Annotated in this window: 22 protein-coding genes; 4 read left to right on the top strand and 18 right to left on the bottom strand. The window is 63.0% G+C overall.

What is annotated here, in order from left to right; all coding sequences use genetic code 11:
* Positions 1–20: 20 nt before the first annotated feature.
* The 7 genes from murB to DOM32_RS02330 form a co-directional block, all read right to left on the bottom strand.
* Positions 21–1061, bottom strand: coding sequence for a UDP-N-acetylmuramate dehydrogenase (murB, locus tag DOM32_RS02360; RefSeq protein ID WP_110630807.1), 1041 nt, complete (start codon positions 1059–1061; stop codon positions 21–23).
* Complete coding sequence (locus DOM32_RS02355) at positions 1061–1555, bottom strand: low molecular weight protein-tyrosine-phosphatase (RefSeq protein ID WP_110630804.1); 495 nt, start codon at positions 1553–1555, stop codon at positions 1061–1063. The genes murB and DOM32_RS02355 overlap by 1 nt, the downstream gene beginning before the upstream one ends.
* Positions 1552–2340 (bottom strand): 3-deoxy-manno-octulosonate cytidylyltransferase, encoded by a 789-nt coding sequence (gene kdsB, locus DOM32_RS02350; RefSeq protein ID WP_110630802.1) that lies wholly within the window; start codon positions 2338–2340, stop codon positions 1552–1554. Before kdsB ends, DOM32_RS02355 begins: the two co-directional genes overlap by 4 nt.
* The gene (locus DOM32_RS02345; protein ID WP_208625283.1) at positions 2337–2537 is read right to left on the bottom strand and encodes a Trm112 family protein; all 201 of its coding nucleotides are present in this window, start codon (positions 2535–2537) and stop codon (positions 2337–2339) included. The genes kdsB and DOM32_RS02345 overlap by 4 nt, the downstream gene beginning before the upstream one ends.
* A 326-nt stretch (positions 2538–2863) precedes the next feature.
* A complete protein-coding gene (gene lpxK / locus DOM32_RS02340; RefSeq protein WP_110630798.1) occupies positions 2864–3877 on the bottom strand; it encodes a tetraacyldisaccharide 4'-kinase in 1014 nt (337 codons plus the stop codon).
* A complete protein-coding gene (msbA, locus tag DOM32_RS02335) occupies positions 3874–5613 on the bottom strand; it encodes a lipid A export permease/ATP-binding protein MsbA (RefSeq protein ID WP_071233077.1) in 1740 nt (579 codons plus the stop codon). The genes lpxK and msbA overlap by 4 nt, the downstream gene beginning before the upstream one ends.
* A gap of 115 nt (positions 5614–5728) precedes the next feature.
* Positions 5729–8095 carry a DNA internalization-related competence protein ComEC/Rec2 gene (locus tag DOM32_RS02330; RefSeq protein WP_244179767.1) on the bottom strand — a complete coding sequence of 789 codons (2367 nt, stop codon included), beginning with the start codon at positions 8093–8095 and terminating at the stop codon, positions 5729–5731.
* A gap of 87 nt (positions 8096–8182) precedes the next feature.
* On the opposite strand from DOM32_RS02330, the gene DOM32_RS02325 reads away from it, so the two are divergent.
* Positions 8183–8713, top strand: coding sequence for a DUF2062 domain-containing protein (locus DOM32_RS02325; protein ID WP_071233080.1), 531 nt, complete (start codon positions 8183–8185; stop codon positions 8711–8713).
* A gap of 178 nt (positions 8714–8891) precedes the next feature.
* On the opposite strand, the gene DOM32_RS02320 is transcribed toward DOM32_RS02325, so the two are convergent.
* Positions 8892–9608: an ABC transporter ATP-binding protein gene (locus tag DOM32_RS02320; protein WP_071233082.1), complete on the bottom strand. Its 717-nt coding sequence runs from the start codon at positions 9606–9608 to the stop codon at positions 8892–8894.
* A complete protein-coding gene (locus tag DOM32_RS02315) occupies positions 9601–10842 on the bottom strand; it encodes a lipoprotein-releasing ABC transporter permease subunit (RefSeq protein ID WP_110630794.1) in 1242 nt (413 codons plus the stop codon). Before DOM32_RS02315 ends, DOM32_RS02320 begins: the two co-directional genes overlap by 8 nt.
* Positions 10843–11105: 263 nt before the next feature.
* Here DOM32_RS02315 and DOM32_RS02310 point away from each other — a divergent pair, with 263 nt between their 5' ends.
* The 3 genes from DOM32_RS02310 to DOM32_RS02300 all read left to right on the top strand — a co-directional run bounded on the left by DOM32_RS02310 (position 11106) and on the right by DOM32_RS02300 (position 14295).
* The gene (locus DOM32_RS02310; protein WP_071233085.1) at positions 11106–12158 is read left to right on the top strand and encodes an agmatine deiminase family protein; all 1053 of its coding nucleotides are present in this window, start codon (positions 11106–11108) and stop codon (positions 12156–12158) included.
* Between the two features lie 64 nt (positions 12159–12222).
* Entirely contained in the window at positions 12223–13122 is a 900-nt protein-coding gene (locus DOM32_RS02305; protein ID WP_087719830.1) for a carbon-nitrogen hydrolase, read from the top strand.
* Between the two features lie 237 nt (positions 13123–13359).
* Positions 13360–14295: a DNA replication terminus site-binding protein gene (locus tag DOM32_RS02300; protein ID WP_244179766.1), complete on the top strand. Its 936-nt coding sequence runs from the start codon at positions 13360–13362 to the stop codon at positions 14293–14295.
* Between the two features lie 150 nt (positions 14296–14445).
* On the opposite strand, the gene sthA is transcribed toward DOM32_RS02300, so the two are convergent.
* The 9 genes from sthA to DOM32_RS02255 all read right to left on the bottom strand — a co-directional run bounded on the left by sthA (position 14446) and on the right by DOM32_RS02255 (position 23180).
* Positions 14446–15837: a Si-specific NAD(P)(+) transhydrogenase gene (gene sthA / locus DOM32_RS02295; protein ID WP_071233091.1), complete on the bottom strand. Its 1392-nt coding sequence runs from the start codon at positions 15835–15837 to the stop codon at positions 14446–14448.
* A gap of 84 nt (positions 15838–15921) precedes the next feature.
* Positions 15922–16179, bottom strand: a complete 258-nt coding sequence (gene nqrM, locus DOM32_RS02290; RefSeq protein ID WP_071233093.1) for a (Na+)-NQR maturation NqrM — start codon at positions 16177–16179, stop codon at positions 15922–15924.
* Positions 16176–17231, bottom strand: a complete 1056-nt coding sequence (locus tag DOM32_RS02285; protein ID WP_071233095.1) for an FAD:protein FMN transferase — start codon at positions 17229–17231, stop codon at positions 16176–16178. The genes nqrM and DOM32_RS02285 overlap by 4 nt, the downstream gene beginning before the upstream one ends.
* A complete protein-coding gene (nqrF, locus tag DOM32_RS02280) occupies positions 17228–18460 on the bottom strand; it encodes an NADH:ubiquinone reductase (Na(+)-transporting) subunit F (RefSeq protein ID WP_071233097.1) in 1233 nt (410 codons plus the stop codon). Before nqrF ends, DOM32_RS02285 begins: the two co-directional genes overlap by 4 nt.
* 63 nt (positions 18461–18523) lie before the next feature.
* Positions 18524–19144, bottom strand: a complete 621-nt coding sequence (gene nqrE, locus DOM32_RS02275; protein WP_071233099.1) for an NADH:ubiquinone reductase (Na(+)-transporting) subunit E — start codon at positions 19142–19144, stop codon at positions 18524–18526.
* Positions 19137–19817, bottom strand: a complete 681-nt coding sequence (locus DOM32_RS02270) for an NADH:ubiquinone reductase (Na(+)-transporting) subunit D (protein WP_071233101.1) — start codon at positions 19815–19817, stop codon at positions 19137–19139. The genes nqrE and DOM32_RS02270 overlap by 8 nt, the downstream gene beginning before the upstream one ends.
* 2 nt (positions 19818–19819) lie before the next feature.
* Positions 19820–20599 carry a Na(+)-translocating NADH-quinone reductase subunit C gene (locus DOM32_RS02265; RefSeq protein ID WP_110630792.1) on the bottom strand — a complete coding sequence of 260 codons (780 nt, stop codon included), beginning with the start codon at positions 20597–20599 and terminating at the stop codon, positions 19820–19822.
* Entirely contained in the window at positions 20596–21831 is a 1236-nt protein-coding gene (locus tag DOM32_RS02260) for an NADH:ubiquinone reductase (Na(+)-transporting) subunit B (protein WP_071233103.1), read from the bottom strand. The genes DOM32_RS02265 and DOM32_RS02260 overlap by 4 nt, the downstream gene beginning before the upstream one ends.
* Entirely contained in the window at positions 21831–23180 is a 1350-nt protein-coding gene (locus DOM32_RS02255) for a Na(+)-translocating NADH-quinone reductase subunit A (protein ID WP_110630790.1), read from the bottom strand. Before DOM32_RS02255 ends, DOM32_RS02260 begins: the two co-directional genes overlap by 1 nt.
* Positions 23181–23209 lie beyond the last annotated feature (29 nt).

The following is a 23209-nucleotide window of genomic DNA, read 5'->3' as shown; positions in this document are numbered from 1 at the left end:
TTGCTCTGTCACCACGCTCGCTACCCGGCCGAGCGCTCCCCGACCCAGCGCGGCTCGCGCTCCAGCGCCACCTCGAACCGGGCATGAACGGCCTCAACGATCTGGTCGGCAAAGGCCAATAGCCCTTCCAGCGTCCCGCCGCCGAAGTGGACCAGCACCAAGGCCTGGCGATCATGAACGCCAAAACTGCCTTGCCGGTACCCTTTCAGTCCACACTGATCGATCAGCCAACCTGCGGCCAGCTTCACCCGCCCATCCGGCTGCGGATAGTGCGGCATCGACGGCATCCGTGACAGCAGGCGAGACGCCTGGGCCTCGGAGACGAACGGGTTCTTGAAAAAGCTGCCGGCATTGGGCGTATGTGCAGGATCGGGCAGCTTCTCACGACGTATGGCGCAGACGGCCGTGAAGACATCCCGCGCGCTTGCAGGCGCGGTCACATGCTCACTCAGCGCCCCGTAATCGAGCCTGGGCGCGGGACGCGAGGAGAGCGTCAGACCAAGCCGGGTAATGACGACCTGATTCGCCAGCTCGCGCTTGAACACACTATCGCGATAGCCCAGCTCGCAAGCCTCGCGATCCAGGCGATGCCGCCTGCCGTCCCGCCGGTCCACGAGCTCGACCCAATCCAGCACGTCGGCGATCTCGACACCGTACGCGCCGATATTCTGGATCGGCGCAGCGCCGGCCAATCCGGGAATCAAGGCAAGATTCTCGATTCCCCATAGCTCGCGCTCGACACAGGATTCGACCAGCGCGTGCCAGCCGACCCCGGCACCGACTTCGACATGAACCGCATCGCCGCGACCCGACGCGAACGACACGTCTTCGAGATCCGCACGCAGCGTGAGCCCCTCGATACGGCGTGGCAACAGCACATTGCTGCCGCCGCCCAGCACCGTCATCTCCCACCCGTGCTCGTTGGCCAATTGCAGCCCCTGCACGACCTCACCTTCGGTCCGGGCGCGCCAGAAACGCGCTGCCCGGCTGGGTAACGCCAGCGTATTGGCATCGGAGAGATCATGATCGACCTCCAGACCGTCAACCTCGGCTTCCCGCATCAGAGGATACCCAGCCGCTGACGCAACGATGCCACGAGCCCTTCCACGGCGTCTTCCAATTGGTCCAATACCTGCTGAAACCCGGCTTCGCCGCCGAAATAGGGGTCCGGCACGTCCTCATCGGGCTGCCCGGCGTAATGCAGCAAGCGCGATACGCGAGCCCGGCTGCCAGCCGGCTGCAGCGCGAGCGCGCCCGCGAGATTGTCGCTGTCCATCACCAGGATCTCGTCGAACCGCTCGAAGTCCTCGACGGTCAGCTGGCGCCCGCGCAATTCACGAAGGTCGATGCCCCGGTCGGTGGCGGCCCGGAGCGCGCGCGGGTCCGGCGGCTGGCCCACGTGCCAGGCGCCGGTACCACAGGAGTCCACCGCCACGCGGTCGGCGATACCCTCATCTTCCAGTCGCTTCCTCAGCATGCCTTCGGCCGTAGGCGATCGGCAGATATTGCCCATGCAGACGAACAGGATTCGCCATTCGGGACGCGAATCGCTCATGCCTCGCTCCGCTTCTCGTCACTTAGTCGCGCAAAATGCTGACGCACGCGCTCCAAGTCCTCCAGCGTGTCGACACCGCCAGGCAGCGACGACGTGACCGTTGCCACCTGAATGAGATGACCGTGCTGCAGCGCTCTCAACTGTTCGAGCTGTTCGAGCTGCTCCAGCGGTGCCGGCTGCCAATTGACATACTCGGCCAGGAATCCGGCGCGATAGGCGTAGAGACCGATATGGCGCAACCAGGCATCCGTCTCCAGCAGCGTCGGCGGCTGGGTCTTCCAGGCGTTGCGATCCCAGGGAATCGGCGCCCTCGAGAAATAGAGCGCCCGCCCCGTCAGGTCGGTGACGACCTTGACCACGTTCGGGTTGAACAGCGTATCCACGTCATGGATCGGCTCGGCCAGCGTCGATACGGACGCCCGGCCGTCCGCCGCGAGCCGCGCGGCGACACGGTCGATCGCGCTGGCCGGCAGCAACGGCTCGTCACCCTGCACGTTGACGACGATGGTCTCGTCAGGCAATTGCAGCCTGGCGGCCACTTCGGCCAGGCGATCGGTGCCCGAAGGGTGATCATCGCGAGTCATCACCACCTCGGCGCCGAATGCCCGGGCGGCCTGCTCGATGCGGGCGTCGTCGGTCGCGATCACGATACGCGAGGCGCCGCTGTCATTGGCTCTCATCCACACGTGCTGGACCATGGGCAAGCCATCGATGTCCATCAGCGGCTTGCCCGGGAGGCGGCTGGACCCATACCGAGCAGGAATCACCACCACGAAATCATTCATGGTGCCGGCGCTGCCTTGCCGAGCTTCTCCTCGGTCGACATCACACGGGCTTCGTTTTCCAGCATCACCGGGATCCCGTCCCGAACCGGATAGGCCAGCCCGCTGACCGAACTCTTGAGCTCCTGACGCTCGCGATCGTAGGTCAGTTCACTGTGGCTGACCGGACAGATCAGCATTGCCATCAATTCCTTATCCATGATTCTTCCTTATCAACGATGCCTGTGTACGCCACCACGAGCCAGACGAAAACGACCCGCGGAAATCTGCGACCATGATCGCGCCATCGACGCCTGCATGCCAGAGGGGCTTTCATTCCAGAGGGGCTTCCATGCCAGTGAGGCTTACATGGCAGAGAAGAGAGGGTATCTAGGGTCTGTCTGAAAAGTACTGCGCTCGCCCATGCGGCGTTAAAAATCGGCTGGAGCGCCAGCCCGGTCAAAATGCTCATTTATACCCCGTAAATCCGCGCTTTCGCCGATTTTTGCCTTGCCTGGCCTTCGCTCGTCGACTTTTCAGACAGCACCTAGGATCGCGCCCAACCCTCGACTCGCTCGGCCCACCACTCGGCGAAGGCCGGTTCGGGTGCTGCCTCGACATCCAGCACCCAGCAACGGTCGTCGGCGAAGCCGGTACATTTGACCGCATCCTTCGCGGTCATGACCACGACTCTCGGGGCAGCGGGCAAATCGGCGACGGAAAACTGATGATGATCGCCGAACGCGATCCCTTCATGAGGCACGCCCAGCGCCTCGAGCGTGTCGAAGAATCGTTGCGGATGCCCGATTCCCGCCAGTGCCGCAACGGGGCGATCGAGCCCGAACGGCGGCTGCTCGACCGAGTAGCGCTCGCCGCTGACCAGGTGGCGCCACGCCGTCGGCACGAGGGTCATCGAAAAGCGCGGGACGCCTTCACCGTCGGTGCTGGCAAGCGATGCCGTACCGCCGTTGCCGATCAGCGCGTCGGCGTCGGCCAGGCGCTGCAACGGTTCCCGCAAGGGGCCTCGCGGCAGGCAGTGGCGATTGCCGAATCCTCGCACGCCGTCGACGACGACCAGTTCCAGCGATCGCCCCAGGGCGTAGTGCTGCAGACCGTCGTCGGCGATCAGAATGTTGCAACGGGAATGTTCGGTGAGCCAGCGTGCCGCCCGCGGCCGATCGGGATCGACGGCCAGCGGCGCGCCGGTCTGCTGTGCCAGCATCAACGGTTCGTCACCGCTCAGCGCCACGGGCGTCTGGCTCGTCACCGCCAGCGGATAGGATGGGGCCTTGCCGCCGTACCCCCGAGAGACGATGCCCGGCCGCCAGCCATTGTCCGTCAGCCAGCGCACCAGCCAGGCAACCAGCGGCGATTTGCCGGTGCCACCCACCGACAGATTGCCCACGACGACCACCGGGACCGGCGGCTGCCAGACCTCGCGACGACCTTCGCGGTAGGCCTCTTGGCGACGCACGACGATCTGTCGGTAAAGCGCTTCCAGCGGCGCCAGCAGCGTCAGCCATCGCGATCCGCGATACCAGGCGCGCTCGATCGGCGTCACGCCTCCTCCTGGAACTGCAGCTGGTAAAGGGAGGCGTAGGCGCCACCCTTTTCCAGCAGCTCGGCGTGGGTGCCGCTCTCGATGAGATTGCCCTGATCCATCACCGCAATGCGATCGGCGCGCTCGATGGTCGACAGGCGGTGGGCGATGACAAACGTGGTGCGGTCACGACAGACGACTTCCAGCGCCCGCTGGATGTAGCGCTCGGATTCGGTATCCAGCGCCGAGGTCGCCTCGTCCAGAATCAGTACCGGCGCATCCTTGAAGATGGCTCGCGCGATCGCCAGACGCTGGCGCTGGCCACCGGAAAGCATGACCCCGTTGTCGCCGACCAGCGTGTCGTACCCTTTCGGCAGTTGTTCGATGAACTCGTGCGCGTAGGCGGCCCGCGCCGCGGATTCGACCTGCTCGCGACTGGCATCGGGCACGCCGTAGGCGATGTTGTCGGCGATCGTGGTGTTGAACAACGTCACCTGCTGGGAGACCAGCCCGATCTGCTGGCGCAGCGGCGACAGCTGGTACTCCTGGATATCGATATCGTCGATCAGAATGCGTCCGGCGGTTGGTTGGTAGAACCGCGGCAGCAATCCCATCAGGGTCGACTTGCCGCTTCCCGAACGCCCCACGATCGCGACCATCTGGCCTGCGGGCACGTCCAGATCGATGCCCTTGAGCACTTCCGGCTGATCTTCGTCATAGGCAAACCGCACGCCTTCGAAACGTACGCGCCCTTCCAGGCGAGTCGGCAGGTACTCGCCCTCGTCCTTCTCGGTCGGCCGACTCAGCAGACCAAAGAGCTCCTGCGAGGCCGAGAGCCCTTTCTGGATGATGCTGTTGACGTCGGTCAGCGACCGGATGGGCTTGGCCATCAGGGACGCGGCGGTGATGAAGGCGACGAACTCCCCGGGCGTCATCGCATTCATCAGCTCCGGCGCCATCGCCAGCCACACGAGCCCCGCCAGCGCCAGCGCCACCAGCAGCTGAATGACCGGCGTGCTGGTCGCCTTGGTCATCGCCTCCTTGATGCTCTGCTCACGGTTGTAGTTGCTCGCGGCTTCGAAGCGGCGTTTCTCGTACTCTTCCGCCCCGTGTGTGCGCACCACCCGATAACCGGTCAGCGCCTCGGAGGCGACGTGCGTCACGTCACCCATGGAATTCTGGATGCGCCGCGAGATCTTGCGGAAACGCTTGCTGGTGTAGCGCACCACGAGCCCGATCAGCGGCGTGACGCCCATGAAAATCAGCGTCAGCAACCAGTTGGTCCAGAACAGATAGCCGATCAGACCGATCACGAACAGGCCTTCCCGCAGGATGATCGTGATCGCGTTGGTGGCCGCCCCCGTCACCTGCTCGACGTGATAGGTCACTCGCGAAATGAGATGACCGCTGGAGTGCATGTCGAAGAAGCGACCGGGCAGGTGCAGCATGTGGTTGAAGACGTTGCAGCGCAATTTGTGCACCACGTTACGCGCCACGTTGCTCATGAAGTAGGTGCCCAGGAAGGTACCGATGCCGCGAGCCGCGAACATGCCGATCACGAACAGTGGCAGAAAGTAGCGAAAGGCGGCATCCGGCTGCTGAATCCCGTCGATCAGCCGCTTCATCATCTCCGCCAGTGCCGTGCTCGAGGCGGCATAGATGGCATAGCCGACCACGGCGAGGGCGAAGGAACGCCATTCCACGCGGACGTATTCTAGGAGACGTCGATAGAGCGCCAGACTGGAAGCTTGTGACACGGTAACTCCGTTCGACTGGAAAAGGGTCTGGCTCCCGGCGCTGCGCCTGCCGCGCGGGCGAGGCGTCGAGCAAGCGGTATCGATGCCGGCTCGTCATCGTGCAGCGCGGGCGCTTTCAGGGGCTGGATTCTACCCCAACATCCCCGCCATCGACAGCCAGCCGACGCTCCCAACCGGGATGACGCTGTGCGTGAACGTCCCGCGTGGACGGGGTCAGCGTGACCCGGACAGCGCCATCATAGGCAGTATTCCAGACCCGGCTGCCGGCGTCGATGAACCGCTGGACGACAGAGGGCGCCGGGTGACCGAACGGGTTGCCGCGGCCGCTGCTGAAGATGACCTCGGCGGGCCGCGTCGCCGCCACCAGCGCCTGGGACGAACTGGTGGCACTGCCGTGATGACCGGCCACCAGCACGTCGAGCCGGCGATGTTCGAGCGGCCCGCTCGCGAGTGTCTCGACGAACTCGCGCTCCCGATTCACCCCGGCATCACCGGTAATCAGAACATGGCGCTTGCCCTGAGTGACCAGCAATACGCAGGAACGGTCATTGGCATTCGCGGCAATATCGCCGACAGGCGGGGACAGGAACCGCCAGGAGACGCCTTCGTCCCGCCAGCCGCCGCCTGCCTCGCAAGGCCGCGATGGCAACTGCAGATCGTTGCCGCGGGGCGCCCACCAGCGCTCGACCCGATGATCCTGGCGCAGCGCGGCGATGCCGCCCGAATGGTCGGTGTCGCTATGCGTGACGATGACATCGTCGAATCGCTGCCCGGCGGGCCACAGCAGGCTGGCCGGCATGAAGCCCGATCCGAAGCGCGGCCCGGTGTCGACCAGCACGCGTCGGTCACGTGTCTGAAGTTCGACCAGTTGCCCCTGCCCGACATCATAGACCGTGATGACCAATTCCCCCCGGTCCAGGCTGGGCGGCCGAAGCAGCAGCACCAGAACCAGCAGCGACGGGCAGGCCCACGCTCGCGTCAGTCGTGTCACGCCCGGCAGCAGCCAGAGCAGCCCCCACAGCAGCAGCGCGACAGCGGTCGGCCAGCGCCACCAGGGGCTTGGCGTCCAGAGCGGCAGACTGTCGGCGGCCTGCGCGAGGACACCAGCCAACCCATTGGCCAACTGATCGAAGGGCCACCAGGCCCAACCGGCCAACGTCGGCCAGATCGCGAACAGCCAGCCGACGAATCCCAGCGGCACCATCAGGCTGCTCACGAGCGGAACCGCGACCAGGTTGATCAACGGCGCCAGCGGCGACAACCGTCCGAAGGCGAGCAATACCGCCGCTGCCATGATCGGGGCCAGCAGCCACTGACTGCGCAGCAGCGCGAGACACCACCCCCGCCCTCCCGAAGGTCGGGGCCGGCCCGACCAGGCGAGGATCAACACGGCAACCGCCGCGAACGACAGCCAGAGCCCGGGACGCCACGGCGCCAGCGGGTCGGCAACCACCACGAGCCCCAGCGCCAGCCACCAGGCCTGCCACCAGCCGGGCGCATGACGACCGCTCGCCGCCCACAGGCCGATTGCAGCCATGATCGCTGCCCGTACCGCCGGTGGCTCGAAGCCCGCCAATCCCGCGTAGGCGAAGGCCGCCAGCCCGGCTCCCAGCCACGGCCAGGATGTCATCCGCCAGGACAACGGCTGCACCCGACGCGCCACGCGCCTCAACAGCCACAGGCAGAGCGCTGCCACGAGACCGATGTGGAGCCCCGAGATGACCATCAGGTGGGTCGTGCCGGTCGCGTTCAGCAAGTCCCAGTCATCGTCGTCGAGACGCTCGCCGGCGCCCAGCGTCAAGGCCGCCAGCCAGCGTTTGCCCAGCGGCGAGATGTCGGCGTCGTCCAGTCGATCCAGGGCGGCCTGCCGTAGAGAAAAAAGAGCAGTGGCCATCCGCTTCGGCGAGTCGTCGCGGACGTAACCCAGCGCCTGTATCCCTTCGCGCCAGAGCCAACCGCCGTAATCGAAGGTATCCGGATTGGCGAATCCCAGCGGCTGACGCAGACGGGCGGTCAGTTGCCAGCGCTCTCCCTCGTGGAGCGCAGGCGCGTCATACCAGGACAGCCGCAGTTGGGTGCTGGCAGGACAGACGTCGCCGGAAGCCCTGGGGCGACAGGAATCCACCTCGAAGCGAAAGCGCGTCCGACGCGGATCGACATCCAGCGCATGGATTCGGCCCGTCAGCCTGAAGTCGTGGCCGGCGAGCGATGCCGGAAATTCTCCCGCACGCTGCTGGCCAACCTGATGCGCGCAGCTCAGGAAGGCCAGAACCGTCAGCGCGCCCCACAGCGAGCGTCGCCACAGCGCAACCGCCAGCAGCGAGGCGGCGGTCGTGACAGACAGGATTCCGAACAGCGACTCCCCACCCCCGCTTCGATACCCGACGAACGAGCCGGCTAGCGCCGCCAGTGCCAGTGGCATCGCCCAGCCGGGGCGTCTCGCCAGCACGGCGACCCGACTCGCGGCATCAGTCGCTATCAACGTCGGCATTCCCGATAAGCGGACTTAACATGGCGGGGCCTTGAAGTTGTATGGATAATGGGCCTTCTTCGTTCAGCGAGCGGCCTCATGTCTCGTCGATGGTTACAACGCTACATTCCCAGCCAGGAGAGGCTGCAGCGCACTCGCTCTTTGCGTTTCATGCACCATATGCTGGGCGATCCGGCGATGTGGGTGCTATCTCGTCATAGCGTTGCCAACGCCTGCATGGTCGGCCTGTTCGCCGCCATGCTGCCGATCCCGTGCCAGATGCTGCTGGCCGCCTTTGGCGCCTACTGCTTTCGCGGCAACCTGCCGCTATCCGTCAGCCTGGTCTGGCTGACCAATCCGCTGACGATGCCGGTAGTCTTCTATTTCAACTACCGCGTGGGGGCATGGGTGCTGGACTACCCGGCCCGCAAGGTGCCGGATCACATCACCACGATGTGGATCGCCGAACAGATGGCGCACATCGTTCTGCCGCTGGCGGTCGGCTCGGTGCTCGTTGGCCTGGTTCTGGCCCTCGTCAGCAACGTTCTGGTACGGCTCATCTGGCGCTTCCAGATCTACCGCAGCTGGCGGCGACGCGCGAAACGCCGCCAGCGCCGGCAACAACATTAAACTCGCCATCGACTGACCCGACTGCCCCAACCGACGGCCGGCTCGACTGTCGTTTCCGACCGTTTCGGCCTCCGACCCCTCTGGCGATTTCGCACTGACGCAAAAAAACGCCGCCCTGGACTGTTGATCGTCCAGAGCGGCGTCAGCTTTAGGCCATGCGACAACTCGCTGCGTCAGCTCATACGGCGGTCAGTCGGCCTTTGTCCAGACGCATGGTGCGATCCTGGTGCGCCGCCAGCGACATGTCGTGGGTCACCACCACGAACGCACAGTCGGTGGTCGCCGCCAGCTCGTCCATCATCGCGAGGATGTTGGCCGCGGTAGTCTGATCCAGATTTCCCGTCGGCTCGTCCATCAATACCAGACTGGGATCGGTGACCAGCGCCCTGGCGATGGCCACGCGCTGGCGCTCCCCGCCCGACAGTTCACCGGGCTTGTGGGCACCACGTGGCGCCATGCCGACCCGGTCCAGCAGCTTCTGGGCCTTCTCCACGGCGACCTTCCGGCTCTGCCCGCGAATGATCAGCGGCAGAGCGACGTTTTCCGCCGCGGTGAACTCCGCCAGCAGATGGTGGAACTGATAGACGAAACCGATATAACGGTTACGAAAGCTGCCCAGCGCCGACTCATTCAGCCCCGCCAGCGATTGCCCGCCGATGACGACCTCGCCTCCATTGGGCCGATCCAGACCGCCCAGCAAGTTGAGCAGCGTGGTCTTACCGGAGCCGGAACTCCCGACGACGGCCACTCTCTCTCCGGCTCTTACCTGCAGGTCCAGGTGATCCAGCACGGTGAGATCCTGCGGGCCTTCGCTGTAGGTTCGCGTGAGTTGGCGGCAGTCGAGCATGATGTTGCCTCCGCTGGCAGACGATGACCGGAAATTGGCTTCACTCATAACGCAGTACCTCTGCCGGCTGGATACGTGCCGCTCGCCAGGCCGGATAGAGCGTCGACAGGAAGGTCAGTCCGAAAGCGCTGGAGACGATCACGCCCAGGTCACTCATCTCGAGCCGCGACGGCAGGTAGCTGATGAAATAGACGTTGGGATCGAGGAACTGGATACCGGTGACGGCCTGGACCCAGGCAATGATGTCGGACACCGTCAGCGCCAGGATCACGCCGGCAATCACCCCGATCACGATACCGATGATGCCGATCGCCAGCCCCTGCACGACGAAGATTCCCATGATCGACTTCGGCTTGGCGCCGATGGTGCGCAGGATGGCGATGTCCGCATGCTTGTCGGTAACCACCATGACCAGCGTCGAGACGATGTTGAACGCCGCCACCGCGACGATCACCATCAGCAACAGACCGATCATGTGCTTCTCCATCTGGATCGCCTGGAACAGGTTGCCATGGGTATAGGTCCAGTCCATGCCTCGATAACCGGCACCCAGATTCGAGACGATGTCCCGTGTCACCGGCCCGGCCTTGAACAGGTCATCCAGCTCCAGACGCAATCCATCGACCTTGTCGCCGAGGCGGGCGAGTGTCTGCATGTCCTCGATATTGGCATAGGCGAGATTGGCATCTAGGTCGGCACCGACCTTGAAGATTCCGCTGACGGTGAAGCGCTTCAGGCGCGGAAACACGCCACCCGGCGTGATCGATGCCTCCGGCACCAGCAGCGTCACCCGGTCCCCCACGCCGACCCCGAGATTGCGCGCCAGCAGCGAGCCGAGCACGACATGCCAGCTGCCGGCCGAGAGATCGTCGAGCGAGCCGGTCTGCATGTGCTGATCGATGATCGAGACGTCACGCTCGTATTCCGGCTGAACCCCGGTGACCATGGCGCCCTGGGTGCGTCCGCTGGCCGAGAACATGCCCTGCTGCTGCACGTAGGGGGCCGAGGCGACGACATTCCGATGCTGGTCGACCTTCTCGGCCAGCGCTTTCCAGTCCTGCATGCCGCCCTGCTGTTCGATGCGGGTATGCGGCACCATGCCGAGTACGCGGGTACGCAGTTCGTGATCGAAGCCGTTCATGACCGACAGCACCAGGATAAGGACAGCGACCCCCAGGGCCAGGCCAAGCATCGAGGTGAGCGATATGAAGGAAATGAAGTGGTTACGTCGTTTGGCCCGGACGTATCTCAGGCCCACCAGAAAGGGTAAACGGTCGAGCATCAGGTTGGATTCCTTGTCAGCAGCGGCTCATGTTACGGGTTTTGTCGGTTCCCGAAAACGCCAGTTTGTCGGGCGACCTTCGGCTTGCCAGCGGCGTCGCCCACGCTACACTGGCGCTCACCGGAAAGCGGTAGCGAGCGCCGTCGTCGCCGCGTCGAGACGACGCGCGACTCCTGCTTGCATCGCCGCGATCAGGCTCTACAATGCCGCGTCCTCGACATCGGCTCTGACGCACATCGGCCCTTATGCGCAATGGAGACACCATGACCCTGCGTCTGTTCCCCGAGTGGCACCCCCAGGATGCCATTCAACTGACCTGGCCGACCCCGACCAGCGATTGGGCACCGTTGCTCGAGCATATCGAGGCAACGCTGGAAGCGATGGTCGTAGCCATCACTCGCTATCAGCCGGTGCTGGTCGTCGTGCACGACGAGCCTCAGCGCGAACGCCTGGCGGCGCGTTTCACCGCGCTGGGCATCGACGCCCGGCGCTGGCATCTCGTGGAGGCTCCGAGCGACGACACCTGGGCCCGGGATCACGGCCCGATCGCCGTCGAACGCGATGGTCGCCTGACGTTGCTCGATTACGTCTTCACCGGCTGGGGTGGCAAGTTCGCCGCCGAACGGGACGATGCCTTGACTCGGGCGCTGGCATCCCGACAGGTATTCGCGGCACCGGTCGAATCGCAGACGCTGGTACTCGAAGGCGGCGGCATCGACACCGATGGCGAGGGCACGCTACTCACCACCAGCGCCTGCCTGCTCAATCCCAATCGCAACCCGGACCTCGACCGCGACGCCATCGAGACCTGCCTAGGCGAGCAGCTCGGCGTCTCCCGCGTGCTATGGCTCGAGAACGGGCATCTCGAAGGCGACGATACCGATAGCCATATCGACACCCTGGCGCGCTTCTGCGACCCGGCGACGATCGCCTACGTGCGTTGCGACGATCCCCGGGATCCGCATTACGAGGCCTTGGCGGCGATGGAGAACGAACTCAAGGCGCTCCGCCGCGAGGACGGCTCGCCCTATCGCCTGCTGGCACTCCCCTGGCCCAAGCCCTGCTTCGATCCGGACGACGGCCACCGCTTGCCGGCAACGTACGCCAACTTCCTGATCATCAACGGCGCCGTCCTGGTTCCGACCTATGGCGATGCCGCGGATTTCCAAGCACTCAAGGTCATCGACGGCGCCTTCCCCGGCCGCGACGTGATACCGATCGACTGTCGCGCCGTCATCCGTCAGCATGGCAGCCTTCACTGCCTGACCATGCAGTTGCCGCGCGGATCGCTCGATCCCTCGCTATCCTTGGGCTGAGTGGAAACCTGAGGCGAGAAGCCGAGTCAAAGAGCCGGTTCGAAATACAGGTTAAGGAGAGATCATGTCCAGAACGCTAAAGGTCGGCCTGGTCCAGCAGCAAGCCTGGCCAGACAAGCAGCGCAGTCTCGAAGCGAGCGAAGCCGGTATCCGCGAGCTCGCCGCCCAAGGTGCCGAACTGGTACTGCTGCAGGAACTGCACGCGACGCACTACTTCTGCCAGTGCGAAGATACCGAACTGTTCGACCTGGCCGAGCCCCTGGATGGCCCGACCGGCCAACGGCTCGCGACCCTGGCCCGCGAGCTGGATATCGTCATCGTCGGCTCGATCTTCGAACGCCGCGCCGCGGGGCTCTACCACAACACCGCCATCGTGCTGGACCGCGCCCGGGGCCGCGTCGGTCATTATCGCAAGATGCACATCCCCGACGATCCCGGCTTCTACGAGAAGTTCTACTTCACGCCTGGCGACGAAGACGCCAAGCAGGGTTTCGAGCCGATCGACACCTCCGTCGGCCGCCTCGGCGTGCTGGTCTGCTGGGATCAATGGTATCCGGAAGCGGCTCGATTGATGGCGTTGGCAGGCGCGGATCTTCTGCTTTATCCCACCGCCATCGGCTGGACGCCTTCCGACGACACGGCGGAAAAGCAGCGCCAGAAGGATGCCTGGACCCTGATCCAGCGCTCGCATGGTGTCGCCAACGGCTTGCCGGTCATTGTCGCCAACCGGGTCGGTCACGAGCCGGATCTCTCCGGCGTTGGCGAAGGCATCGACTTCTGGGGCGGCAGTTTCGTTTGCGGCCCCCAGGGCGAGCTGCTGGCCCATGGCGGCGAGGAAAGCCAGAACCTGCTGGTGGAGGTCGACCTGCTTCGCAGCGAAGATGTTCGCCGCATCTGGCCCTACCTGCGTGACCGACGGATCGACGCCTATGGCGACCTGACCCGCCGCTATCGCGATCGCTGATAGCGTTCGTCGCTGCTGCCATCGTTCCGGCGATGGCAGCGGCGCAAGACGGTCGATTTTCTAGACGATCATTCCCTCTAAATGCTCGTCCTCTCTAAATGACGTTCTTCCTGGACGACCTTCTCTCTGCATGCCCCCTCTTTTCCTTGCTTCCTTGCGGAAGAAAACATCGCCAATGGGTAGACGCACCAAGAAAGATAACGGTATAAATCGATATCTGTCTTCAGGAGACGCCCCATGGAACTGCAGTATCGCTTGCTGGCCGAGCTGGAATCCGATTTCGATCGTCTGATCGAGGCGGTCGAACAGCTGGCAACGGTCTATGCCAACAATCCGACACCCGCCTGGGCATTGGGCGAGACGACGGTCGATGCGCAATGGCTACGCCGCGCACTGACCGACTTCTGGTATCAGGACGGACAGGACGGCCGCGAGACGCGCAATTACATTGGTGTGGTCGTCGCAACGCCGACGATCATGGAAGCCGTCCAGACGGTCAACCTCGGCAAGGCGCGATTCGCCGCAACGCTGAAACGCATTCGCCAATCCGCCCCTCGACTCATCACCGAGGCCAAGGCTGTGCTGCCTTTCCGGCACCCGGTGCTGCATGATCATCTGCGTGGCCAAGGGCTCGCCCGCCTCCATCTCAAGCAGTGCTGGCGTCAGGTGCCCATTGCCGACGCGCCGCTATCGCGGATCAGGCTGGCGTGGTATACCAGCGGCCGCTCGATCAAGCGCATGAGCGTGGCCGACGCGGAAGCCAGATTGAAGCAGATGGACCTGTCGGCATCCCACATTCAGATCCAGCTGCGCAAGCTCGCCGATATACCAGATGGCGAGCCACTGGCGCAGATCCAGCAGCAGGCACCGGTGATGCGGGCGAATCTCTTCTTCCGCGAAGCGCTGGCGGATGGTCGAATGCGACGCGCCATGAACCTGCCCTTGCCGCTGTTCATTCCGGACCCGGCGCTGAAGATGCCACATCTCAACGATCCACCGGTACGGCCGCCAGCAACGCGAACCCGTGCACGCCGTTCCGATCAGCGACTGGAGGACGATGTCTTCCTGAAAAGCTTGCGCGTCTACCGCTATCGCAACCCGGCGCTGCAGATCGCGCTCGACAAGCAGCGCGAGCAGGACACTGACAGCGGCAGCAACGATCCGCAAGCCTGACCGCTACCCAGCCCCAGGTGGCGCAACGCGGATTGTCAGCGTTCCCCTACCCTGCAGGAAACGAGCCACCAGAAACGCCGTCGCCCCTGACTCGCGAAGCCTCGATAACAAGGCTGCAATTCAGGGGCGAACGACGATCAGGCCGGCCACTCAGAAAAGTCGGTTCAAACCGTTCTGGGCAGCGATTCGGTAGGCTTCAGCCATGGTGGGATAATTGAATGTGGTATTGATGAAGTAGCGTAGCGTATTGGCTTCGCCCTTCTGCTGCATGATCGCCTGGCCGATATGGACGATCTCGGAGGCTTGGTCGCCGAAGCAGTGAATCCCCAGGATTTCCAGCGTTTCGCGATGGAACAGGATCTTGAGCATGCCCGCCGTGTCGCCGGTAATCTGCGCGCGTGCGGTATCCTTGAAAAAGGCCTGGGCGACCTCGTAAGGCACCTTGGCTTCGGTCAGCTCCCGCTCGGTCTTGCCCACGGAACTGATCTCGGGAATGGTGTAGATCCCGGTGGGAATATCATCGACGAAGCGGAAATCCTCGCCGAGAAATTCATCGCTGGCGCTGCGCCCCTGATCGTAGGCCGCACTCGCCAGGCTCGGCCAGCCGATCACGTCGCCCACCGCGTAGATGTGCGGGATCTGGGTGCGGTAGTGGCCGTCGACCTGCAACTGACCGCGGCCGTTGGGCTCGAGACCGATGTTCTCGAGACCCAGATCGTCGGTATTGCCGGTACGACCGTTGGCCCAGAGGAAGGCGTCGGCACGAAGCCGCTTGCCGGATTCCAGGTTGACCACCACGCCGGCCTCGTCGCCCTCGACGCTACGGTACTCTTCGTTGTGACGAATCAGCACGCCGTTGTTGCGCAGCTCATAGGAGAGCGCATCGCTGATTTCGTCATCGAGGAAGGAGAGCAGGCGCTCGCGGGTGTCGATAAGATCGACCTTGACGCCCAGGCCGGAGAAGATGGAAGCATACTCCGAGCCGATTACCCCGGCGCCATAGATGATCAGCGTCCGCGGGGTATGCGACAGGCCGAGAATGGTGTCCGAGCAGTAAATGCGCGGGTGACGAAAGTTGACGTCGGCCGGACGATAAGGCCGTGATCCGGTGGCGATCACGAATTGAGGAGCGCTGAGCTCTTCCGCACCTTCATGATTGTCCCGCACGACGACGGTATGTTCGTCGCGAAAGCGTGCCACGCCGAAAAACAGATCGATGCGATTACGCGAGTAAAACTTGGTACGCAGTTCGACCTGCTGGTCGATCGTCACGCGAGAACGCTCGAGCACCTTGGGGAACGAAAACCAGCGCGGCTCACCGATATCACGGAACATGCGGTTGGTATTGAACTGCATGATCTGCTTGACCTGATGCCGCAGCGCCTTGGAAGGAATCGTTCCCCAGTGCGTGCAGTTGCCACCGACGGACGACTGCCGCTCGACAATGGCAACCCGCTTGCCATGTTTCGCCGCATTGATCGCGGCACTCTCGCCTGCGGGCCCCGAGCCGATGACCACGACGTCATAGTTGTGAACTGCCATTTGCTTCGCCTACTCCTTACATGATGGCTGGTACGACCTGATTGGATCGTGGCGACCGACAAACGAACCCAATACTGCCGCTACTCAGCGCTTGACGGCGTTGTAGCCCAGATCCGCGCCGCGATTTTCATCGCTGCGCCGGCGCGCACCAGCGACATTCTTGCGACTCTCTTCTTCACAGACCTCGTCGTTGCCGCCGCAGATCTCGCATCCGTTCTTGAGACCGAGGGTATTGAGGCCACCGCAGGAACCGGCAATGGGCTTGCGTCCGAGGATGACGCCAATCGCCATGCCGCCTACCAACAGCAGCATGATGGCGAAGGCCAGAATCCAGATCGTCATGACTGATTCTCCTCTTCCGAATCTTTGAGATAGTTTTGAAACGCCGTGGATACACGCGTTTCGAAGCCTTCCGGCGTTTTGACAACGAGATAGACCGCCAGGTTTTCACGCTCGGCCATGGCATAACCAGCGTCTGGGCCCAACACATCGATGGCTGTCGCCAAGGCGTCGGCGGTCATGCAGTCAGCCGTGATCACTGTCACGGAAACCAGATGGTGGGTGATCGGGCGACCAGTCCGCGGATCGATGGTGTGAGAATAACGCTTGCCATCGCTTTCGAAATAGTTGCGATAGTCACCCGATGTCGCCACTGCCGAATCATCCAGCTCAATGATACGCTGCACGCTACGTTCGTTCGAGACCGGCTTTTCCACCGCGATCCGCCAAGGCTGGTCGCCGGGCTTGTCGCCTCGTGTACGAATTTCGCCGCCCACCTCGACCAGGTATCGGCTCACCCCCAGGTCGTCCAGCGCCCGGGCGACCGCGTCGACACCGTAGCCTTTGGCAATACCGGAAAGATCCACGTAGACCGGCTTGGTCTTGGTCAGCGTATCGCCATCGAGCTGGAGAGCCCGATAATCGACTTCCTTCAGCGCTGCCGCGATCTCGTCGTCACTGGGCACGCGATCCGGGTGCTTATCCGGGCCAAAGCCCCAGAGGTTGACGGCCGATCCGACCGTGACATCGAAAGCACCGCTGGACATGTCACCCACGCGGATCGCTTCCCGAATCACTTCGGCCGTCTCCGGGGAGAGCTCGAACGGCTCGCCCACTGCTGCCTGATTGAAGCGTGACAGCTCGGAATCGGGCTTGTAGGTCGACATCAGGCGGTCGACGCGATGCAGTGCATCCTTGACCGAATGCTCGATCCTGTCGAGCTGTTCGTCGTCGTAGTCACCGTAGAAGGTCACGTGAAATCCGGTGCCGAAAATCGGCCCTTCCAGCCGGTAGGATTGAGGTTCGCGCTCGCACCCGGCCAGCAGTGCGAATAGCAACAGGGCCAACCCCAGAAGGATCGGCCCCGTCACTCGGCGCTCAAGCCGTTGGATCATCCGCCGAAATCATCCAGCATGATGTTTTCGGGCTCGACGCCCATATCGGTCAGCATCTTGATCACCGAGGCATTCATCATCGGCGGCCCACACATGTAGTACTCGCAGTCCTCGGGCGCCGGGTGATCCTTGAGATAGTTCTCATAGAGCACATTGTGAATGAACCCGGTCGGCCCTTCCCAATTATCCTCCGGCTGCGGATCGGAGAGCGCTAGATGCCATTCGAAGTTGTCGAACTCTTCGGCCAGCTGATCGTACTCTTCGTTGTAGAACGTCTCGCGCCAGGAGCGTGCGCCGTACCAGAACGACATCTTGCGCGTGGATTTCAGTCGCTTGAGCTGATCGAAGATGTGGCTGCGCATCGGCGCCATGCCCGCACCGCCGCCGATGAACACCATCTCCGCGTCGGTATCCTTGGCGAAGAATTCACCGAACGGCCCCATGACGGTCACCTTGTCGCCCGGCTTCAGGCTGAAGACGTAGGTCGACATCAGCCCCGGCGGATGGCTGGATTTCGGGGGCGGCGTCGCGATACGGATGTTGAACTTGAGGATCCCTTTCTCTTCGGGATAGTTCGCCATCGAGTAGGCGCGGATCACCTCTTCGTCGTTCTTGTGCGTGAGGTTGAACAGCCCGAAGTTCTCCCAGTCGCCGCGATACTGCTCCTCGATATCGAAATCGGAGAACTTCACGTCGTAGGGCGGCGCCACCAACTGCACGTAGCCACCGGCACGGAAGGCCACTTCTTCGCCTTCCGGCAGCTTCAGGTTCAGCTCCTTGATGAAGGTCGCGACGTTGGGATTCTCGATGACCTCGCATTCCCACTTCTTGACGCCAAAGACCTCATCCGGGACACGGATCTTCATGTCCTGCTTGACCGGCACCTGGCAGGAAAGGCGCCAGCCTTCCTTCTTCTCGCGCAGAGTGAAGTGAGACTCTTCGGTCGGCAGGATGGAGCCGCCGCCTTCGCTCACCTGGCACTTGCACTGCGCGCAGGAGCCGCCGCCGCCGCAGGCCGACGACAGAAAGATGCCGTTGGCGGCCAGCGTCTGAAGCAGCTTGCCCCCGGCCTGTGTCGTCACGGTGTTGTCAGGGTCGCCATTGATCTCGATCGCCACGTCACCGCTGCTGACCAGCCGGCTGCGCGCGGCCAGGATGACCGCCACCAGCCCCAGCACGATCACGGTGAACATGACGACGCCGAGCACGATGATGGATGTATCAACCATGTCGGGTTCCTATTTCCTTGTTGCGTTGATGTCGTTGCCTGGACGCCATGGGTCTTGCTGGCGTCAAAGCTGGATGCCGGAGAAGGACATGAAGCCCAACGACATCAGACCGGCCGTGATGAACGTGATCCCCAGTCCCTGCAGACTGCCGGGCACATCACTGTACTTGAGCTTTTCGCGGATACCCGCGAGCGCCATGATCGCCAGCGCCCAGCCAGCACCCGCGCCGGCACCATAGATCACCGACTCGCCGAAGGTGTAGTCACGCTGAACCATGAACAGCGAGGCACCCATGATGGCGCAGTTGACGGTGATCAGCGGCAGGAAAACGCCCAGTGCGTTGTAGAGCGCCGGCACGAACTTGTCGAGGAACATCTCGAGGATCTGGACGATCGCCGCGATGACGCCGATATAGCTCAAAAGGCCCAGGAAGCTGAGGTCGATGTTCTCGGCACCTTCGAGGCCAGTCCAGCTCAATGCCCCCGCCTTGAGCAGGTAATTGAGAATCAGGTTATTGACCGGCACCGTGATGGTCAGGACGACGACGACGGCGATGCCCAGACCGATGGCGGAAGAAATCTTCTTGGAGACGGCCAGGAACGTACACATGCCCAGGAAGAATGCCAAGGCCATGTTCTCGACGAAGACCGCCTTCACGAACAGGCTGAGATAGTGTTCAAACATTGGCAGTCTCCTTGATCTTGGCCTTGCTGTTGGCAACGATACGGTATTCCGTCTTCTCGACCTGCTCCGGATTGAGTGTACGCAGCACCCAGATCAGCAGGCCGATGACGAAGAATGCCGAAGGCGGCAGCAGCATCAAGCCATTGGGCACGTACCAGCCACCGTTCTGAACCGTCGGCAGGATGGTCAGGCCAAACACGCTGCCTGACCCCAGCAACTCGCGAACGAAGCCGACGATCAGCAGGATGACGGCATAGCCGAGTCCGTTGCCGACGCCGTCGAGAAAGCTCATCACCGGGCCGTTCTGCATGGCGTAGGCTTCCGCGCGCCCCATGACGATACAGTTGGTGATGATCAGGCCGACGAACACCGACAGCTGCTTGGACATGTCATAGGCATAGGCACGCAGCACCTGATCGACCACGATGACCAGCGACGCGATGATCGTCATCTGCACGATGATGCGGATCGACGACGGAATGTGATTGCGGATCAGCGAGACGAACATGCTGGAGAAGGCCGTCACGGCAATGACCGCGAGCCCCATGACCAGCGATACGCTCATGGAGTTGGTCACCGCCAGCGCAGAACAGATCCCCAGTACCTGCAGGGCGATCGGGTTGTTCTTGAAGACTGGTGATAGAACGACGTCTTTTACGGAGTCCGTAGCCATCTTCACGCTCCTCCTTGGGAATCGTCATGGAATCGGGCGAGGTACGGGGCATAGCCCTCGTTACTCAGCCAGAACCGCAACATGTTGGTGACGCCTCGGCTGGTAAGCGAGGCTCCCGACAGCGCATCGACTTCGTACTCGCCGCTGGCACCGCCTTTCACGAGTTGGATCTGAGGATCCTGGTAGTCGCCATCCTCGTAGATCTTTTTGCCATCCCACTTCGCCTTCCAGCGCGGGTTGTCGACCTCGCCGCCCAGGCCCGGGGTTTCGGACTGGTCGTAGTAGGAAAGCCCCACGATGGTATTGCCATCGCCGCGCACGGACAAGAAGCCTTCCATCAGCCCCCACAATCCCTGGCCGCGAATCGGCATGACGATCTGGTCTGGGTCGTCGGGATCACCGACCAGATAGACGGTGGAGAACTTCTCCTGGCGCCCGATACCCGCGATATCGTCATCGCCCGACAGCGTGCGCGACGTTGCCGGATCTCTGGCGGCGTCGAACTGATCGTAGGTATTCGGATCCAGATCGTCGGAATACTCGCCGGTTTCGAGGTTGACCACGCGTGGCGTGATCAGCTCGGCGTACTTCTCTTCGACATCATCGCCCGGCTTGTAGAGTTCGGTCACCTGCAGGATGTTGCTCTTGCGGTCCAGCGCCTGGTTCTGCAACTGCTTCGGCTTCAACACCACGGCCGCGGACGAGACGACCACCGAGCAGATGACGCAGAGGGAAAATGCGACGATCAGCGTCTTCTTGATCGAGTTGTTGCTCGCCATCAGACAGCCTCCTTCTCGGTGGACGCCAGCGCTGAAAGCCGCTTTTGGCGCCGCTTGATATTCGCCTGTACGAAAATGTGATCGATCAATGGCGCGAACAGGTTGGCAAACAGGATTGCCAGCATGATGCCCTCGGGGAAGGCCGGGTTGACCACACGGATCAGCACGGTCATCACACCGATCAGCGCGCCGAAGATCAGCTTGCCGTTATTGGTCATCGACGCCGATACGGGATCGGTTGCCATGAACACCATGCCGAAGGCGAAGCCACCCAGTACCAGATGCCAGTACCACGGCATCGCGAACATCGGGTTGCTGTCGGAACCGATAGCGTTGAACAGCGATGCGGTCAGGATCATGCCGATCATGACACCCGCCATGATGCGCCAGGAAGCGATGCGCGTCAGCAGCAGTATCGCCGCACCGATCAGGATCGCCAGCGTCGAGGTTTCCCCCACGGACCCCTGGATGAAGCCGAAGAAGGCATCCCACCAGCTGTACTGCTGATGCAGGCCTTCCATGCCGTTGAGCGCGGCGTTGGACAGCGCTGTGGCACCGGTATAGCCATCGGCCGGGACCCATACGCTATCACCGGAGATCTGGGCCGGATACGCGAAATAGAGGAAAGCGCGGCCGGTCAGTGCCGGGTTGAGGAAATTCTTGCCGGTTCCACCGAAGATTTCCTTGCCGATCACCACGCCGAAGGTAATGCCCAGCGCTACCTGCCACAGCGGGATGGTCGCCGGCAGCGTCAGCGCGAACAGCACCGACGTCACGAAGAAGCCTTCGTTGACTTCATGGCCACGCTTGACCGCGAACAGGACTTCCCAGAAGCCGCCCACGACGAAGGTCACCAGATAGATCGGCAGGAAGTAGGTCGCCCCCAGCACGAAATTGGCCCAGATGCTGCCCGGGTCGTGACTCCCCGCCAGCGCCATGGTCACCGCTTCACGCCAGCCAGCGATCGCACCGAAGCCATCGGCAATCGCCAGGTTGGCCTGAAGGCCTGCGTTGTACATGCCGAAGAACATGGCCGGGAACGTACAGGCCCAGACCGTGATCATGATGCGCTTCAGGTCGATCCCGTCGCGCACGTGAGTCATGCTTTTGGTGACGCTGGGGGGCGAATAGAAGATCGTATCGACCGCCTCGTAGAGCGCGTAGAACTTCTCGTACTTGCCGCCCTTCTCGAAATGAGGCTCCAGCTTGTCGAGCGTATTGCGAATCCCCATCATCAGGCCTCTTTCTCGATCATGGTCAGGTTGTCGCGCAGGATGGGACCGTACTCGTACTTGCCGGGGCACACGTAGGTGCACAGCGAGAGGTCTTCTTCATCCAGCTCCAGGCAGCCGAGCTGCATGGCCGATTCGATGTCGCCGACGATCAACGAGCGCAGCAGCTGGGTCGGCATGATATCCAGCGGCATGACCTTCTCGTAGGCGCCGATCGGCACCATGGCACGCTCGGATCCGTTGGTCGACGTATTGGGTGCGTAGTTGGGCAGTCCCAGGAACTGGGAGACGTAGATCCCCATGACCGAATGACGGTTGCGACCGGGCGACAGCCAGCCCATGAAGGCGCGCTTGTTGCCCTCTTCCAGCAGCGAGAACTGACGGTGGAAACGCCCCAGGAACTGGCGACTTCCCTCGCACTGCGTACCGCCGAAGATGGATCCGGAGATGACGCGGGTATCTTCCGGTTTCTCGATCTCGCCTTCGAGCAGCTCTTCGCTGCTGGCCCCCAGACGGGTGCGGACCAGGCGCGGATTCTTGGCTCGCGGCCCGCCGATGGCGACCACGCGGGTCGGATCGAAGCGCCCCTCGGCGAACAGCTTGCCGATGGCGATCACGTCCTGACAGTCGAGATGCCATACCTGACGCTGCAGCCCGACCGGCGAGAGATAGTGGATATGCGTACCCACCAGGCCTGCCGGATGGAGCCCCTCGAAGCCCTCGGCCTGAACGCCCTCCAGATCATCGCCCGGTAGCGTCGCGTTGCCGCGGCGAGTCACGAAGACCCGGCCGGGCGTCAGGTGACGGATGACCTGCAGCCCCTGGCGGAAGGCGTCGCTATCGGCGTCGATGATCACCGTGGGATCGGCCGACAGCGGATGCGTATCGATGGCCGTCACGAAGATGTCGGCCGGCACCGCGCCGAGTTCCGGCACGCGGGAAAAGGGCCTCGTTCTCAGCGCCGTCCACAAGCCGGACTCGACCAGTTGATCGACCACCTGCGACCGTGAAAGCGACGCCAACCCATCCACGCCGTGGGCCGTGAAGGCTTCGCTCTGCTCTTCCTCGTCGAGCTTGATGACCACCGACAGCAGGCGACGCTTCTCGCCCCGGTTGATCGCGACCACCTCGCCGGCGCCGGGAGCTGTATAGCGAACCCCGGCCACTTTCTTGTCGGTGAACAACACCTGGCCCCGCTTCACGCGATCGCCTTCACGGACCTCCATGGTCGGCTTCATGCCGACATAGTCGGACCCGAGCAGCGCGACATGGCGCACGGCGCGCCCGTCGTCGATACGCTGCTCCGGCGCCCCGGCAACGGGAAGGTCCAGGCCTCGTTTGACTTCGATCATAGTCTCGCCCAGTTGTCGAATCTGATGTC

Origin of the sequence: Salinicola salarius, from assembly GCF_003206135.1 — a bacterium.
Lineage (GTDB): Bacteria > Pseudomonadota > Gammaproteobacteria > Pseudomonadales > Halomonadaceae > Salinicola > Salinicola salarius.
The sequence above is the reverse complement of the archived record's forward strand: the minus strand, read 5'-3'. Positions and strand labels throughout refer to the sequence as shown.